This window comes from Pseudomonas sp. ADAK2 TE3594, assembly GCF_053628675.1.
Genome location: NZ_JBRJGV010000001.1, coordinates 1,738,063 through 1,753,015, shown reverse-complemented (window position 1 = coordinate 1,753,015; position 14,953 = coordinate 1,738,063). Strand labels below are relative to the sequence as shown.

Genomic DNA, 14,953 nt, shown 5'->3' with positions numbered 1-14,953 from the left:
TCGAGAACAGACGCGGGTAAATCGCTGTGTATCAGCGCAGGCTGGAGATACACAGCGATACAAAACCCCTGAAATCGGCTGTTTTTGCGTCCCCGTGTATCTGCTGATACGCCAGATACACTGCAATACAAACGGCGGCAGGCGAGCGGGCCAAGGCTCGATAGACTGCGCGACAACTCCCATTCAAGAGGCTTGGTCACCATGGAACACGTCGATCACATTCTCATCGTGGACGATGACCGCGAGATCCGGGAACTGGTAGGCAACTACCTGAAGAAGAACGGCCTGCGCACCACCGTGGTCGCGGATGGACGGCAGATGCGTTCGTTTCTGGAGTCCACGCCGGTGGACTTGATCGTGCTCGACATCATGATGCCGGGCGACGATGGCCTGGTCCTCTGCCGCGAGTTGCGCGCGGGCAAACACAAGGCCACGCCGGTGCTGATGCTCACCGCTCGCAACGATGAAACCGACCGCATCATCGGCCTGGAAATGGGCGCCGACGATTACCTGGTCAAACCGTTCGCCGCCCGTGAATTGCTCGCCCGCATCAACGCCGTGCTACGACGCACGCGGATGCTGCCGCCGAACCTGGTGATCACCGAAAGCGGTCGTCTGCTGGCGTTCGGTCGCTGGCGCCTGGACACCTCGGCCCGGCATCTGCTGGATCAGGACGGCACCATGGTCGCCCTCAGCGGCGCGGAATATCGTTTGCTGCGGGTGTTCCTCGATCATCCTCAGCGGGTGCTCAATCGCGACCAGTTGCTCAACCTGACCCAGGGCCGCGATGCCGATCTGTTCGACCGCTCCATCGACTTGCTGGTGAGCCGCTTGCGCCAGCGTCTGCTGGACGATGCCCGGGAACCGGCCTACATCAAGACCGTGCGCAGTGAAGGCTATGTGTTTTCCCTGCCGGTGGAAGTGCTCGGTGCGCCGTCATGAATATTGCGCTGCATTGGCCCCGCACACTGGCCTCGCGGCTGTCGCTGATTTTCCTGATCGGCCTGATTCTCGCCCAGGCGCTGTCCTTTGGCGCTCAGTACTATGAGCGTTACGAAAGTGCGAAAAATACGATGTTGGGCAATCTGGAAACCGATGTTTCGACCTCCCTCGCCATCCTCGACCGTTTGCCCGCCGACGAACGCCCGAACTGGTTGCAGCGTCTGGAACGTGCCAACTATGGCTATCTGTTGAATGAAGGCTCGCCGGGCACGCCGATGGCAGCCAGCGATGTGCCGATTGCAGCGATCTCGATTCAGGACGCCATCGGCCATGATTACCCGCTGACCTTTACCGACATCCCCGGCCCGAAAAAACACTTCCAGGCCCACCTGAAATTGAAGGACGGCAGCCCTGTCACCATCGATGTGCGGCCGTCGATGGTGCCATTGTCACCGTGGTTGCCGGCGGTATTGCTGGGGCAACTGACATTGATGATCGCCTGCACCTGGCTGGCCGTGAGAATCGCCATCCGCCCGCTCACCCGCCTCGCCCAAGCGGTGGAAACCCTCGACCCCAACACCCACGCCGTGCACCTGGACGAAAAAGGCCCGACCGAAGTCGCCTACGCCGCCAGAGCCTTCAATGCGATGCAGGCGCGCATTGCGGCTTATCTCAAGGAGCGCATGCAACTGTTGGCGGCGATTTCCCACGACCTGCAAACTCCGATCACCCGCATGAAACTGCGCGCCGAGTTCATGGATGACTCCAGCGAGAAAGACAAACTGTGGAACGACCTCGGCGAGATGGAACACCTGGTGCGCGAAGGCGTGGCCTATGCCCGCAGCATTCATGGGGCCACCGAGGAGAGTCGTCGCACCGATCTGGATTCGTTCCTCGACAGCCTGGTGTTCGACTATCAGGACATGGGCAAAGACGTCCGGCTCGACGGCAAAAGCGCAGCCGTGATCAACACCCGGCCGCATGCCTTGCGGCGGGTGCTGGTGAACCTGATAGACAACGCGCTGAAATTCGCCGGCGCGGCAGAGTTATGGGTGGAAAAGCAGGCTGATGGCAGCTTGTCGGTGAAAGTGATGGACCGTGGGCCGGGGATTGCCGAAGAGCAATTGGCCCAGGTGATGGAGCCGTTCTACCGCGTGGAGAATTCGCGCAATCGCAGTACGGGAGGGACCGGTTTGGGCTTGGCGATTGCCCAGCAGTTGGCCATCGCGATTGGCGGGTCATTGAAATTGAGCAATCGCGAGGGCGGTGGGTTGTGTGCGGAGCTCAGGTTGCCGACAACCCAGTAACCGCCACAAAACCCTGTGGGAGCGGGCTTGCCCGCGATGAGGCCAGCACATCCAATATTGATGTTGGCTGACACTCCGTCTTCGCGGGCAAGCCTCGCTCCTACAGGGGTATTGGGTGGTTGGGGACCTGTGTTTGGCCAGACAGCTATGCCAACCACAAACCGGCAACACCACAAATCCATTGTGGGAGCGGGCTTGCCCGCGATGAGGCCAGCACATCCAACATTGATGTTGGCTGACACTCCGCCATCGCGGGCAAGCCCGCTCCCACAGGGGTATTGGGTGTTTGGGGACCTGTGTTTGGCCAGCCAGCCATGCCAACCACAAACCGGCAACACCACAAATCCATTGTGGGAGCGGGCTTGCCCGCGATGAGGCCAGCACATCCAATATTGATGTTGGCTGACACTCCGCCATCGCGGGCAAGCCCCCACAGGGGTATTGGGTGTTTGGGGACCTGTGTTTGGCCAGGCAGCTATGCCAACCACAAACCGGCAACACCACCATCCATTGTGGGAGCGGGCTTGCCCGCGATGAGGCCAGCACATCCAACATTGATGTTGGCTGACACTCCGCCATCGCGGGCAAGCCCCCACAGGGATATTGGGTGTTTGGGAGATTGCGTGCGGTCAGGCGGCTATGCCGATCACTCCTTCCTCTTGCAGCTGCTGCAACAACGCCAGTCCGCTGTCCATGAATTCCGACGCCCCAGCCATCCCCACCTCCACCGCCAACCCTTCCAGCTGCGCTCGGCCATTGATCTGAGGAAATTCCCCGATCCGCTGCAACAACCGCCATGCCAAAGGGCTCAGTTCGGAGAAGCGCACATTCCAGTCCTCATCCCGACGAACCAACAACAATGTCGGCTGAGCCTGCGGCGAGTCCGGTCGGTAATCCGGCCCCACCAACTGCACCGGCCAGCCATACGCCAACGGCCAGGCCAGAGGCGAAACCAGCAATGGTCGATCCAGCAGCAACCCGGCATCGCTGGCCGGTAACGGCTCGGCATCGGATTGTTGCAGCGCCATTTCGACCCACTCGTAATGCGCCAGCTCGACCATGAACGGCGGCCACGATCCATCGCTCAGCGCCAGCGGCTCAGAGGCGAGAAACTCGACAAACTCTTGGGCGATCTCGCCGAATTTCGGCGTTTGAGCGCGGCAGTCCCGCAGGAAGATCCGCACCAGAGAACTCCACTCACCGTCACCCAATATCTTCACCAGCACCGGAAAAGTCCCGCTGAGCAACGACGATAGATTCGAGAACACCAGGTCGCGATAAACCTGTGCCCGTGCCACGTCCATCCCGGCGGGCGGCGCACAGTGATCGGGGTCGCGCAGGTAACGGGTCAATGTGTCTTGCTGCTGATACAGCGTCGGCTTATCCACGGCTCATCTCCTCATTTTGCAGGCGGCGAATGGTCTGCAACTCAGTCACCAACTCAGAGAACGCCGGAAAGTTGAAATCCCGCTCAAGCAGCGTCGGCTGCACTCCGAACCGCGCATACGCCTCGGCCAGCAACGACCAGACAGCCGGTTTGACCGAGGCGCCATGGGTGTCGATCTTCAGTGTGTCGGACTCGTCGAAATGCCCCGCCACATGCATGGCGACCACCCTCCCCACATCGATGCCGGCCAGAAACGTCTGCGGATCGAAGCCGTGATTGATCGAGTTGACATAGACATTGTTGACGTCCAGCAGCAGGTCGCAATCGGCTTCGCGCAGCACCGCGTTGGTGAACGTCAGTTCGTCCATGTCCTGCTGTGGCGCGGCGTAGTAGGAGACGTTTTCCACGGCCAGACGCCGACCGAGGATGTCCTGTGACTGACGGATTCGGGCGGCGACGTGGTGTACCGCTTCTTCGGTAAACGGCAACGGCAGCAGGTCGTAAAGATGCCCGTCATCGCTGCAGTAGCTCAGGTGTTCGCTGTACAGCGGCACCTTGTGGTGATCGAGGAAAACCCGCACTTCCTGCAGGAACCCGACGTCCAGCGGCGCCGGCCCGCCTAAAGACAAGGACAAGCCGTGACAGGACAACGGATAGCGCTCGGCCAGGGCGCGAAACGCCGCGCCGTGAGCGCCACCGATGCCGATCCAGTTTTCCGGCGCGACTTCCAGGAAGTCGAAAGCACCCGGCGGGGCCGCTTGAAGGTCCTTCATTAAACCGCGACGCAAGCCTAGCCCGACGGTCGCCTTCGCTGATATGAGGGGAGTGTGCATGGTGTCGATCTCATCCTGGGATCCGGTCTCCAGCGTCTGAAAACTCAGTGCCGGCCGGCAGGCCCAGTCAAGCGCCGTGGTGTGTCGGGTGTGTGTTCACCAACGCCGCTCTTCTCAGGCCACTGTATCGGACAGGCAGTCAGATACAGTGGGATACACCAACTAGACTTATTGATTACCCCCGTAGGGGAGCCAGGACGCGGTTATCGTCCTGTTCATTCCCACGATCACCGCCCAAAGGTGCATGCCTCGACAAACAATGCCTCTGGACCGTGATCCTGCTGAAGGAGCACACATGATGGACGAGGCCAGACTCAATGATTTCATGGGCAAACTGGTAAGCGACATGGGCGGCGCGGCGATGCTCGCCAACGTCATCCTCGGCGAAGAGCTCGGTCTGTACCGGGCCATGGCCGACAGTCAGCCAGTCACCCCCGAAGCACTCGCCGAAAAGACCGGCTGCAACACCCGCCTGCTGCGTGAATGGCTCAGCGCCCACGCCGCCTCTGGTTACATGGAACACCGCGACGGTCAGTTCCGCCTGCCCGAAGAGCAAGCCCTGGCGCTGGCGATCGAAGACTCACCGGTCTATGTGGCCGGCGGTATCGGAGTGGTCGCGTCGTTTTTCCATGACAAGGACAAACTGGTCAATGCCATGCGCGGCAACGGCGCCCTGCCCTGGGGCGATCACCATCCGTGCATGTTCAGCGGCACCGAACGGTTTTTCCGCCCTGGGTACAAGGCGCATCTGGTCAGCGAATGGCTGCCGGCCCTTGATGGAGTGGTCGCCAAACTGGAGGCCGGCGCCAAGGTAGCGGACATCGGCTGCGGCCACGGCGCCTCGACCGTGATCATGGCCCAGGCGTATCCAAATTCACGGTTCGTCGGTTTCGATTACCACGCGCCTTCGGTCACCGTCGCCACCCAACGCGCCGAAGAAGGTGGCGTGTCCGGCCGGGCGCGGTTCTTCCAGGGCACCGCCAAGAGTTATCCGGGCGACGACTATGACCTGGTCTGCTACTTCGACTGTTTGCACGATATGGGTGACCCGGTCGGCGCTGCAAAGCATGCCTATGAATCGCTCAAACCCGACGGCTCGGTGCTGCTGGTAGAGCCCTTCGCCAACGACACGCTCGACGCCAACACCACCCCGGTGGGACGACTGTTCTACGCGGCCTCGACCTTTATCTGCACGCCCAACTCACTGTCCCAGGAAGTCGGCCTCGGGCTCGGCGCCCAGGCGGGCGAGGCACGGTTGCGCAAGGTCTTCACCGAGGCGGGGTTCACGCAGTTCCGGCGTGCCACGGAAACGCCGTTCAACCTGATACTGGAGGCGCGTAAATAAACACCGCTGACTGCTCATCGTAGGAGCTGCCGAAGGCTGCGATCTTTTGATCTTGATTTGGCGATGTTGGAATCGCTGAAGATCAAAAGATCGCAGCCTTCGGCAGCTCCTACGGGACCGTGTTGGATTTCAGAGGGAAAGTTGTTCGCCAAGGTTTTCGGCCTTGAGAATATCGAACAACGCCTGCGCCGCCGCCGACAGTTCATGCCCCGTCGTCAGCACCCCGATCGCCCGTTCCACCACCGGGTCGCGCAGGGTAATGCAACGGGCGCCCAGCTCGCGCATCTGCCCGGCGCACAAGGCCGGCACCGCACTGACGCCCAATCCGCTGGCCACCATCCGCCCGACCGTCGCCAACTGATGACTTTCAAACTCCACCGGCAACTTCATGCCCCGCGCCTGCAAGTGCTCTTCGAGCATCACCCGTACCGTCGATGGTCGCTGCAAGGTAATGAACGGTTCCTTGAGCAAGGTCTGCCAATCGATGTCGGCCAGCTCCGCCAGCGGTGAGTCGAGGGGCACCACCGCCACAAACCGGTCGATGTACAACGGGGTAAATTCCAGCGACGAGCTCTGGGTCGGTTCAAACGCCACGCCCAATTCCACCTGACGGTCGCGAACCATTTCCAGCACCTGCTCGTTGATCACGTCGTTCACCGTGACGTTGACCTTGGGGTAGCGCGCGCGAAAGGTCTTGAGGATCGGCGGCAGCAAGTTGCCGGCAAACGACGGCATCGCCGCCAAGGTCACGCGACCGCGCTGGAGGATGAAGCGTTGACGCAGTTCATCCTCGGCGTTGTCCCAATCCGCGATCAACCGACGGGCCAGTGGCAGCAGCGATTCGCCTTCGGCGGTCAGTGCGACGTTGCGGGTATTGCGCGTGAACAAGCGCCCGCCCAAACCTTCCTCCAGCGCCTTGATGGTCAGGCTCAACGCCGACTGGGACAGGTGCAGCCGCTCGCACGCCACGGCAAAACTCAAACTCTGGGCCACGGCCAGGAATGCGCGGATCTGTTTGACGGTCATGGCCACGGTCTCCACGGTAAGCACATTCAATGTAGGAGCTGCCGAAGGCTGCGATCTTTTGATTTTCGGCGCCCTTGAAGATGCTGAAGAGCAAAAGATCGCAGCCTGCGGCAGCTCCTACCGATTGGTGAGTTTTATCTATCAATCAACCTTAAAAATCAACTTAACAAATAAATCCTCCAGCGAGACACTCCCTCCCCATCCGGCTAGCCAGCCGCCCACAAAGAATAAAAGAGGTGCATATGGCAGGGTTCGACAAGCGCGTGTATTCCTACGAGGAAGCGATGGCAGGTCTTGAAGACGGCATGACCGTGATCTCCGGCGGCTTCGGCCTGTGCGGGATTCCGGAAAACCTCATCGCCGAGATCCAGCACCGCGGCACGCGTGATCTCACCGTGGTCTCCAACAACTGCGGCGTCGACGGTTTCGGCCTCGGTGTGCTGCTGGTGGACCGGCAGATCCGCAAAGTGGTGGCCTCCTACGTCGGCGAAAACGCGCTGTTCGAGAAGCAGCTGCTGAGCGGCGAAATCGAAGTCGTCCTGACCCCTCAAGGCACCCTCGCCGAGAAAATGCGCGCAGGCGGTGCCGGCATCCCGGCGTTCTTCACCGCGACTGGCGTCGGCACTCCAGTGGCCGACGGCAAGGAAGTGCGTGAATTCAAGGGCCGCCAGTACCTGATGGAAGAATCCATCACCGGTGACTTCGCCATCGTCAAAGGCTGGAAAGCCGACCATTTCGGTAACGTGGTCTATCGCCACACCGCCCAGAACTTCAACCCGCTGGCCGCCACCGCCGGCAAGATCACCGTGGTCGAAGTCGAAGAAATCGTCGAACCCGGCGAGCTGGACCCGTCGCAGATCCACACCCCTGGCATCTACGTCGACCGGGTCATTTGCGGCACGTTCGAGAAGCGCATCGAACAGCGCACCGTGCGTAAGTGATCCCCTGCCCCCGGACCGAATGAAGGAATAACAACAATGGCACTTTCCCGCGAACAAATGGCTCAACGCGTCGCCCGCGAAATGCAGGACGGCTACTACGTGAACCTCGGCATCGGCATCCCGACCCTGGTCGCCAACTACATCCCTGAAGGCATGGAAGTCATGCTGCAATCGGAAAACGGCCTGCTCGGCATGGGCGCCTTTCCGACCGACGCCGAAGTCGACGCCGACATGATCAACGCCGGCAAGCAAACCGTGACCGCGCGTATCGGCGCCTCGATTTTCTCGTCCGCCGAATCGTTCGCGATGATTCGCGGTGGCCACATCGACCTGACCGTGCTGGGCGCGTTTGAAGTGGACGTCGAAGGCAACATCGCCTCGTGGATGATCCCCGGCAAACTGGTCAAGGGCATGGGCGGCGCGATGGACCTGGTGGCCGGCGCGGACAACATCATTGTCACCATGACCCACGCCTCCAAGGACGGCGAGTCGAAGCTGCTGTCGCGTTGCAGCCTGCCGCTGACCGGCGCCGGTTGCATCAAACGCGTGCTGACCGACCTGGCCTACCTGGAAATCAAGGACGGTGCGTTCATTCTCAAAGAGCGCGCGCCGGGCGTCAGCGTCGAGGAAATCGTCGCCAAGACCGCTGGTAAACTGATCGTGCCTGACCACGTCCCGGAAATGCAGTTCGCTGCCCAGTGAGGAATTTTTCCATGCAAGAAGTCGTGATTGTTGCCGCCACTCGCACTGCCATCGGCAGCTTCCAGGGCTCGTTGGCCAATGTGTCCGCGGTTGATCTCGGTGCTGCGGTAATCCGCCAGTTGCTGGCGCAAACCGGGCTGGACCCGGCGCAGGTCGATGAAGTGATCATGGGCCAGGTATTGACCGCCGGAGCCGGGCAGAACCCTGCGCGTCAGGCCGCGATCAAGGCCGGCCTGCCCTTCGCCGTGCCGGCCATGACCTTGAACAAGGTCTGCGGCTCGGGTCTGAAAGCACTGCATCTGGCGGCTCAGGCGATTCGCTGCGGCGATGCGGAAGTGATCATCGCCGGTGGCCAGGAAAACATGAGCCTGGCCAATTACGTCATGCCGGGCGCCCGCACCGGTTTGCGCATGGGTCACGCACAGATCGTCGACACGATGATCAGCGACGGTTTGTGGGATGCGTTCAACGATTACCACATGGGCATCACCGCCGAGAATCTGGCGGAGAAATACAGCCTGACCCGTGAGCAGCAGGACGCCTTCGCTGCCGCCTCGCAGCAGAAAGCCGTGGCCGCCATCGAGGCCGGACGTTTCGTTGATGAAATCACACCGATCCTGATCCCGCAGCGCAAGGGCGATCCGCTGTCCTTCGCCACCGATGAACAGCCTCGGGCCGGCACCACCGCCGATTCCCTGGGCAAACTGAAAGCGGCCTTCAAGAAGGACGGCTCGGTGACTGCCGGCAACGCGTCTTCGCTGAACGACGGCGCCGCTGCGGTGATTCTGATGAGCGCCGAGAAAGCCAAGGCCCTCGGCCTGCCAGTGCTGGCGAAAATCGCCGCTTATGCCAACGCGGGCGTCGACCCGGCGATCATGGGCATCGGCCCTGTGTCGGCCACTCGCCGCTGCCTGGACAAGACAGGCTGGTCCATCGATCAACTGGACCTGATCGAAGCCAACGAAGCCTTCGCCGCACAATCTCTGGCCGTGGCCAAGGACCTGGAATGGGACCTGAACAAAGTCAATGTCAACGGCGGCGCCATTGCCTTGGGCCACCCGATCGGTGCGTCAGGTTGCCGGGTGCTGGTGACCTTGCTGCATGAAATGATCAAGCGCGATGCCAAGAAAGGTCTGGCGACGTTATGCATCGGCGGCGGCCAAGGCGTAGCACTGGCGGTCGAGCGCTAATCACATCCTTGTAGGAGCGAGGCTTGCCCGCGAAGAACGATGACGCAGTTTATCTGTTGCACCGAGTTATCGTTCTTCGCGGGCAAGCCTCGCTCCTACAGGTTATGGTCTGCCCTCAGGCAAATTTCACAAGGTTCCAGATCGGCAACGGTCCGCCCGGGAACTGCGTCAACCGCGCCCCGACGCTCAATTCTCCAAGATCAATCCCGAAGAACCCCAGCCGCTCGATCAGCGCTGCCACCTGCGCCTTGGCTTCGGCATCATCACCAGAGAGAAACAGCACTCGCTGGCCCCCCTCCGCCGCCGGATCGCTCTCAAGCAGATGCGCCTGTAGGTGATTGAACGCTTTCACCACCCGCGCACCGGGCACCCATTCGGCAAACACTTCGCTGGACGGACGCCCCTGCAAATCCACCGCCTGGAACGATGGCACCTCGATCGAATTGTTCGCATCGATCACAATTCGCCCATCGAAATCTGGCAGCCCGGCCAGTGCCGACGGTAACTTCGACCAATTTACCGCGACCAAAACGATCGGCTGCGCAGCCGCCTCTTCACGGGTGCCGGCCCGCGCTGTCGGCCCGAGTTCTTCTACCAGCGCGGCCAGGGTTTGCGGGCCGCGGCTGTTGGCGATAACGACTTCGATGCCCTGACGGGACAGTGCTTTGGCGAAGGCTGTGCCGATGGCGCCGGCGCCGATGATTCCGATTGTGCTCATGGTGTTCACTCCGTGGTGGGTTGATGGAGTGAATACTGCACTTGCCATTACGACTTGATTAGACGGTAATAACTTGAATTATCTTCAAGCATTACTATCAGGTGTCTGAGATGGAAACCCTCGCCAACCTCGAATCTTTCGTGCGCAGCGCCGAAACTGGCAGCTTCTCCGCCGCCGCGCGGCTGCTCGCACTGACACCCGCCGCCGTCAGCCGCAACGTGGCGATGCTCGAACGCAACATCGGAGTGCGGCTATTCCAGCGCTCGACCCGCAAGTTGTCGCTGACCGAAGCCGGGGAGCGTTTTCTGGCGAGTATCAGCGGCAATCTGCAAGGGTTGCAGGCGGCGATCAGTGCGGTGTCCAGTGATCGCGGGGAGCCGGCGGGCGTGCTCAAGGTCAGCCTGGCGCCGACTTTTGGCATCGGCCATGTGTTGCCATTGTTACCGGATTTTCTGGCGCGCTATCCGCTGATTCGCCCCGAGTGGCACTTCGAAAACCGCCAGGTGGACCTGATCGCCGAAGGGTATGACGCGGCCATCGGCGGTGGTTTTGAATTGACGCCCGGGGTCATCTCGCGGACGTTGGCGGCGGCGCATGTGGTGGCAGTGGCCTCACCGGCGTACATGGCCGGACGCACATCGCCCGACAGCCCGGCGGACCTGGCTCGATACAACGGGATTGTGATGCGCGGCGTCCGCACCGGGCGGTTGCGTCATTGGGTCATGCAGGATGGCGCGGGCAATGAAGCAAGTGCCGAGCTGAGTGAAAACATCGTGCTCAATGACCCGGCCGCCATGCGCGAAGCGGCCTTGCTCGGCCTCGGTGTGACATTGCTGGTGTTGCCCGATGTCGTCGCCAATATCCAGCGCGGTGAACTGGTGCGCTTGTTGCCTGACTGGCATGCCGACGCGGGGCCAATCTCGTTGTATTACCCGAGCCGCACGTTGATGCCGGCCAAGACCCGGGTGTTTATCGATTATCTGGTCGAGGCGTTTGAGCGCTAACCGCGTAATCGTTCATCGCGAGCAGGCTCGCTCCCACATTGGATTGGGGGCCACTCAGGTCTGGTGTTCACCGCAGATCAACTGTGGGAGCGAGCCTGCTCGCGATGAGGTCCACTCAGGCAACCTCCCTCCCGAGTCAGACCACAAACTGCAGAATCAACCAGCTGTTGGCCGTACTGATCACGACAAACAATCCCCACGCCAGTACCCGCGTCGGCAGTCGATTCACAAACGGCCCCATGAGCTTCCGATCGTTGGTCATGCGAATCAACGGATACAACGCGAATGGCAGTTGCAGGCTGAGCACCACCTGACTTAACACCAGCAGTTTGCCAATCGCCCCATCGCCCATCAGCCAGACACCGATGAACGCCGGGATCAGCGCCAACCCACGAGTGATCAACCGCCGTTGCCAGCAGGGCAGCCGCAAGTTCAGATAGCCTTCCATGATCACCTGGCCCGCAATGGTGCCGGTGAAGGTCGAGCTCTGCCCTGATGCCAGCAACGCCACGCCGAACAGCGCACTGGCCAACGCGCCGCCCACCAATGGATCGAGCAAGTGATAGGCATCCTGAATGTCCACCACGTCGGTGTACCCGGTCTTGTGGAAGGCCGCCGCCGCGAGAATCAGGATCGCCGCGTTGACCAGCAGCGCCAAGGCCAGAGAGCCGATGGTGTCGATGCGCGCCAGTTTCACCGCGTCCTGCTTGCTGGCCAGGTCCTTGCCGATCATCCGGGTCTGCACAATTGAGGTGTGCAGGTACAAGTTATGGGGCATCACCGTGGCCCCGAGTATGCCAATGGCCAGGTACAACGGCGCAGCATCGCCGATGGCTGAAAGTGACGGTGTAAAACCGCGAGCGACGTCTGGCCAGAAGGGTTTGATCAGCCACAGTTCGACAAAGAAACACGCGCCGATGGTGCCCACCAGCACCAGCATGATCGCCTCCAGCCGGCGAAAACCGCGGTTTTGCAGCGCCAACACCAGCAGCGTGTCGAATGCCGTGAGTGCGATGCCAAACGTCAGCGAACAGCCCAGCAGCAAGTGGAACGCCAGCGCACAGCCGAGCACTTCGGCCAGGTCGGTGGCGATGATCGAAACTTCCGCCAGCAGCCACTGGGTCCGTGCGGTCCGCGTGCTGTAGCGTTGCCGGCACAGTTGCGCCAGGTCACGCCCGGTGGCGATACCCAGACGCGAACACAAACACTGCACCACCATTCCCGCCAGGCTCGCCAGCAACACCACGAACAACAGGCTGTAGCCAAACCGCGAACCGGCTTCGATGGCCGTGGCCCAGTTGCCCGGGTCCATGTAGCCGATGGACACCAGCAAACCGGGGCCGGCAAAGCGCAGGACGCGTTTGAAGAAGGATGCACTCGGGTCAACGGCCACAGTGCCGGCCACTTCCGGAGGGCAAAACGGCGCAGTGCCGACTTTGGGCAAACTGAATTTCACGCAAGCATCCGTTAACAGGTGGGAGCGCGCAGCTTAGACGTTTCGGGCATTGCGGTGTAGACGCTCAGCGCTTGCGCAGAGACCACGCTGAGCAATCCATCGCCCGCAATGCTAACGTGGCCGGCTCACACCGATCGGAGACGCGTGCGTGCTGATGCTCAAACTGCTGGTAATTCCGGGGTTTCTGTTGCTGATTTCCCTGGCCGGTAAACGCTGGGGGCCAAGCGTGGCCGGTTGGCTGTCGGGGTTGCCGGTGGTGGTCGGGCCGATTCTGTTTTTTCTCGCCATCGAGCAAGGCGTGATGTTCGCCGCTCAGGCGGCGACGGCAGCGTTATCGGCAATGTTCGCAATGATTGCTTTCTGCGTGACCTACGCCCAGGTTGCACAACGTTTGAGCTGGCCGTGGACGCTGACGATTTCGCTGCTGGTCTGGGCCCTGGCGGCAATTGTGCTGTCACTGATCCCGCCGTCGCTGGTGTTCTCGGTAATCGCGGCCACCACCGCATTGCTGTCCGCGCCGTACCTGTTTCCCGCGGTGCAGCCCATCGCTTCAGACCCGGTGCCGAAGTCCGACAAACTGCTGCTGCGCATGATCGCCGGCGCCCTGCTCACGTTGGCGGTGACGCTGCTGGCCAGCACTGTGGGCGAACGCTGGAGCGGTCTGCTCGCGGTATTCCCGGTGCTGGGCAGTGTGATGGCGGTGTTCTCCCAGCAAACTCGCGGGCCGGCGTTTACTGCGGCGTTGCTCAGGGCTACGGCGACGGGGATGTATTCGTTTGCGGCGTTTTGTCTGGTGCTGGCGTTGGCGTTGCCTGCGTGGGGTTGGTGGGGGTTTGTGATGGGCGTCGGGGTGTCGCTGGGGATGTTGCTGGTTACGAAACGCTTGCTTGCTCAGGATAAAAGTAACGAGACAGACTCACCAACGTTGCAGAAAATGAATGGCTAATCGCCGTTCAACAGGTTGACGCAGAACAAAACGTTGCCCGAAGAACAACTTCGAACAACGTGAGGCACAACTTGAACGGGGAAAGTGCTGTGGCACCCTCATTACTTTGGCGGGTAATCGTTAACACCCGCAAACAGGATCTTTTTCGGATCGTCCAGAATCTCCTTGGGCGGGTCTCTCACCACAATATCCTCATGGTAGGGTGGATTATCCCAAGGAGTATATGAAACTCTGCCAAGTTCTAACGGTTTGCCGTCTTTCATGTAGTAGGCAACGACTTCGTTATCGGGTACGTACTCCCCGATCGATAATGTCAACCTGAGCACAGGTCGTTCATAGGTACTGTTGAATATTATGATCTTCATATTCATCTCCTCCTTGGCCTTATCGACAATCGATAAGGTGCAGAGCGATTCTTCAGTTCTATATGCCTCACGCCAAGCTGTTAGAAATAACAGTTCTGACGAACGGCTATCGAAATCGAGCCCTTCCGGCGGCAGCTGCTACAAATCGCAATCCATGGGATGATCGCCGTCAAAGCGCGGATCATCCCCTGGAGAGTTTGAATGTCATTGTTGAGTAAAAAAGCCGTTGTCCTGCTGCTGACGGCGGTTGCCAGCCTGGGCGCCATGAATGCGCAGGCGGCCAAGGTCGCTGCCAGCGATAAAGCGCCGGCCCAGAAGGTCTCGATGCTCGGCGGCAAGTTCACCTTCACCCTGCCCAAGGGTTTCATCGCCAACCCGCTGCCAGCCGGCGATGCGGCCACCGGCACTGCCGGGGCGACGGGCACGATGTACACCAACCAGACCACCAAAACCGTGGTGATCGCCGCTGAAAACACCATCCCTGGCGGCGCCAACGTCAAGGACAACGACGGTGAGTTCCTTGACGCCACCGTGTCCGCGTTTGCCACCGAGCAACGCAACGCCTTGCCGGATTTCAACAAAACCAGCGAAAAAAGCCTGACCCAGAAAGGCACGGGCCTGGGCCTTCGGCAGCTCGACAGCACCGCCACTCAGGGCGGTGGCATGACGCTGGACAGCACGTTGATGGCCGCTTCCGGCACGCGCATGGCCATTGTTCAGATCATCTCCCGCCCCAACGACAAAACCGGCCACGAAACGCTGGTGAAACAAATCGTCAGCGGCAAATAAAC

The 14,953-nt window shown here is 60.8% G+C and carries 15 protein-coding genes; 9 read left to right on the top strand and 6 right to left on the bottom strand.

Annotated elements, in window-relative coordinates; all coding sequences use genetic code 11:
- Window positions 1-201 precede the first annotated feature (201 nt).
- Together AB7M22_RS08070 and AB7M22_RS08065 are read left to right on the top strand one after the other, a co-directional pair.
- Entirely contained in the window at window positions 202-942 is a 741-nt protein-coding gene (locus AB7M22_RS08070) for a response regulator (protein ID WP_008011892.1), read from the top strand.
- On the top strand, window positions 939-2,249 hold the full coding sequence (locus AB7M22_RS08065; protein ID WP_454185847.1) for an ATP-binding protein: 1,311 nt from the start codon (window positions 939-941) through the stop codon (window positions 2,247-2,249). Before AB7M22_RS08070 ends, AB7M22_RS08065 begins: the two co-directional genes overlap by 4 nt.
- Before the next feature lie 629 nt (window positions 2,250-2,878).
- Here AB7M22_RS08065 and AB7M22_RS08060 read toward each other — a convergent pair.
- Both AB7M22_RS08060 and AB7M22_RS08055 read right to left on the bottom strand, forming a co-directional pair.
- Window positions 2,879-3,637, bottom strand: coding sequence for an HvfC family RiPP maturation protein (locus AB7M22_RS08060; protein ID WP_454185846.1), 759 nt, complete (start codon window positions 3,635-3,637; stop codon window positions 2,879-2,881).
- The gene (locus tag AB7M22_RS08055; protein ID WP_454185845.1) at window positions 3,630-4,469 is read right to left on the bottom strand and encodes an HvfB family MNIO-type RiPP peptide maturase; all 840 of its coding nucleotides are present in this window, start codon (window positions 4,467-4,469) and stop codon (window positions 3,630-3,632) included. Before AB7M22_RS08055 ends, AB7M22_RS08060 begins: the two co-directional genes overlap by 8 nt.
- Before the next feature lie 298 nt (window positions 4,470-4,767).
- On the opposite strand from AB7M22_RS08055, the gene AB7M22_RS08050 reads away from it, so the two are divergent.
- A complete protein-coding gene (locus AB7M22_RS08050) occupies window positions 4,768-5,814 on the top strand; it encodes a class I SAM-dependent methyltransferase (RefSeq protein ID WP_454185844.1) in 1,047 nt (348 codons plus the stop codon).
- A 129-nt stretch (window positions 5,815-5,943) separates the two neighbouring features.
- Here the strand turns inward: AB7M22_RS08050 and AB7M22_RS08045 are convergent, their stop codons facing one another.
- Window positions 5,944-6,840, bottom strand: coding sequence for a LysR substrate-binding domain-containing protein (locus AB7M22_RS08045; protein ID WP_454185843.1), 897 nt, complete (start codon window positions 6,838-6,840; stop codon window positions 5,944-5,946).
- Between the two features lie 242 nt (window positions 6,841-7,082).
- Here AB7M22_RS08045 and AB7M22_RS08040 point away from each other — a divergent pair, with 242 nt between their 5' ends.
- From AB7M22_RS08040 to AB7M22_RS08030, 3 genes are read left to right on the top strand one after another with little or no spacing between them, the layout of a single operon-like run.
- On the top strand, window positions 7,083-7,781 hold the full coding sequence (locus AB7M22_RS08040; RefSeq protein WP_007896014.1) for a CoA transferase subunit A: 699 nt from the start codon (window positions 7,083-7,085) through the stop codon (window positions 7,779-7,781).
- 36 nt (window positions 7,782-7,817) lie between these two features.
- Window positions 7,818-8,483, top strand: a complete 666-nt coding sequence (locus AB7M22_RS08035) for a CoA transferase subunit B (protein ID WP_007896015.1) — start codon at window positions 7,818-7,820, stop codon at window positions 8,481-8,483.
- 11 nt (window positions 8,484-8,494) lie between these two features.
- Complete coding sequence (locus tag AB7M22_RS08030) at window positions 8,495-9,673, top strand: acetyl-CoA C-acetyltransferase (protein ID WP_454185842.1); 1,179 nt, start codon at window positions 8,495-8,497, stop codon at window positions 9,671-9,673.
- 115 nt (window positions 9,674-9,788) lie between these two features.
- Here the strand turns inward: AB7M22_RS08030 and AB7M22_RS08025 are convergent, their stop codons facing one another.
- A complete protein-coding gene (locus tag AB7M22_RS08025) occupies window positions 9,789-10,391 on the bottom strand; it encodes an NADPH-dependent F420 reductase (protein WP_454185841.1) in 603 nt (200 codons plus the stop codon).
- Between the two features lie 110 nt (window positions 10,392-10,501).
- Between AB7M22_RS08025 and AB7M22_RS08020 the strand changes: the two genes are divergently transcribed.
- Window positions 10,502-11,395 (top strand): LysR substrate-binding domain-containing protein, encoded by an 894-nt coding sequence (locus AB7M22_RS08020; RefSeq protein WP_454185840.1) that lies wholly within the window; start codon window positions 10,502-10,504, stop codon window positions 11,393-11,395.
- Between the two features lie 136 nt (window positions 11,396-11,531).
- Here the strand turns inward: AB7M22_RS08020 and AB7M22_RS08015 are convergent, their stop codons facing one another.
- Complete coding sequence (locus AB7M22_RS08015) at window positions 11,532-12,851, bottom strand: Nramp family divalent metal transporter (RefSeq protein WP_454185839.1); 1,320 nt, start codon at window positions 12,849-12,851, stop codon at window positions 11,532-11,534.
- A gap of 148 nt (window positions 12,852-12,999) precedes the next feature.
- Between AB7M22_RS08015 and AB7M22_RS08010 the strand changes: the two genes are divergently transcribed.
- The gene (locus AB7M22_RS08010) at window positions 13,000-13,797 is read left to right on the top strand and encodes a hypothetical protein (protein ID WP_454185838.1); all 798 of its coding nucleotides are present in this window, start codon (window positions 13,000-13,002) and stop codon (window positions 13,795-13,797) included.
- Window positions 13,798-13,898: 101 nt separating this feature from the next.
- Here AB7M22_RS08010 and AB7M22_RS08005 read toward each other — a convergent pair whose 3' ends face one another.
- The gene (locus AB7M22_RS08005; protein ID WP_454185837.1) at window positions 13,899-14,162 is read right to left on the bottom strand and encodes a hypothetical protein; all 264 of its coding nucleotides are present in this window, start codon (window positions 14,160-14,162) and stop codon (window positions 13,899-13,901) included.
- Window positions 14,163-14,363: 201 nt separating this feature from the next.
- Between AB7M22_RS08005 and AB7M22_RS08000 the strand changes: the two genes are divergently transcribed.
- Window positions 14,364-14,951 carry a hypothetical protein gene (locus AB7M22_RS08000; RefSeq protein WP_454185836.1) on the top strand — a complete coding sequence of 196 codons (588 nt, stop codon included), beginning with the start codon at window positions 14,364-14,366 and terminating at the stop codon, window positions 14,949-14,951.
- The last annotated feature ends 2 nt before the right edge of the window (window positions 14,952-14,953 follow it).

Excerpts from the sequence above, each read along its gene's own strand:
- AB7M22_RS08065 (WP_454185847.1), top strand. The coding sequence starts at position 939 with ATGAATATTGCGCTGCATTGGCCCCGCACACTGGCCTCGCGGCTGTCG.
- AB7M22_RS08000 (WP_454185836.1), top strand. The coding sequence starts at position 14,364 with ATGTCATTGTTGAGTAAAAAAGCCGTTGTCCTGCTGCTGACGGCGGTT.
- AB7M22_RS08035 (WP_007896015.1), top strand. The coding sequence starts at position 7,818 with ATGGCACTTTCCCGCGAACAAATGGCTCAACGCGTCGCCCGCGAAATG.
- AB7M22_RS08045 (WP_454185843.1), bottom strand. The coding sequence starts at position 6,840 with ATGACCGTCAAACAGATCCGCGCATTCCTGGCCGTGGCCCAGAGTTTG.
- AB7M22_RS08020 (WP_454185840.1), top strand. The coding sequence starts at position 10,502 with ATGGAAACCCTCGCCAACCTCGAATCTTTCGTGCGCAGCGCCGAAACT.
- AB7M22_RS08005 (WP_454185837.1), bottom strand. The coding sequence starts at position 14,162 with ATGAAGATCATAATATTCAACAGTACCTATGAACGACCTGTGCTCAGG.
- AB7M22_RS08030 (WP_454185842.1), top strand. The coding sequence starts at position 8,495 with ATGCAAGAAGTCGTGATTGTTGCCGCCACTCGCACTGCCATCGGCAGC.
- AB7M22_RS08055 (WP_454185845.1), bottom strand. The coding sequence starts at position 4,469 with ATGCACACTCCCCTCATATCAGCGAAGGCGACCGTCGGGCTAGGCTTG.
- AB7M22_RS08070 (WP_008011892.1), top strand. The coding sequence starts at position 202 with ATGGAACACGTCGATCACATTCTCATCGTGGACGATGACCGCGAGATC.
- AB7M22_RS08040 (WP_007896014.1), top strand. The coding sequence starts at position 7,083 with ATGGCAGGGTTCGACAAGCGCGTGTATTCCTACGAGGAAGCGATGGCA.
- AB7M22_RS08025 (WP_454185841.1), bottom strand. The coding sequence starts at position 10,391 with ATGAGCACAATCGGAATCATCGGCGCCGGCGCCATCGGCACAGCCTTC.
- AB7M22_RS08050 (WP_454185844.1), top strand. The coding sequence starts at position 4,768 with ATGGACGAGGCCAGACTCAATGATTTCATGGGCAAACTGGTAAGCGAC.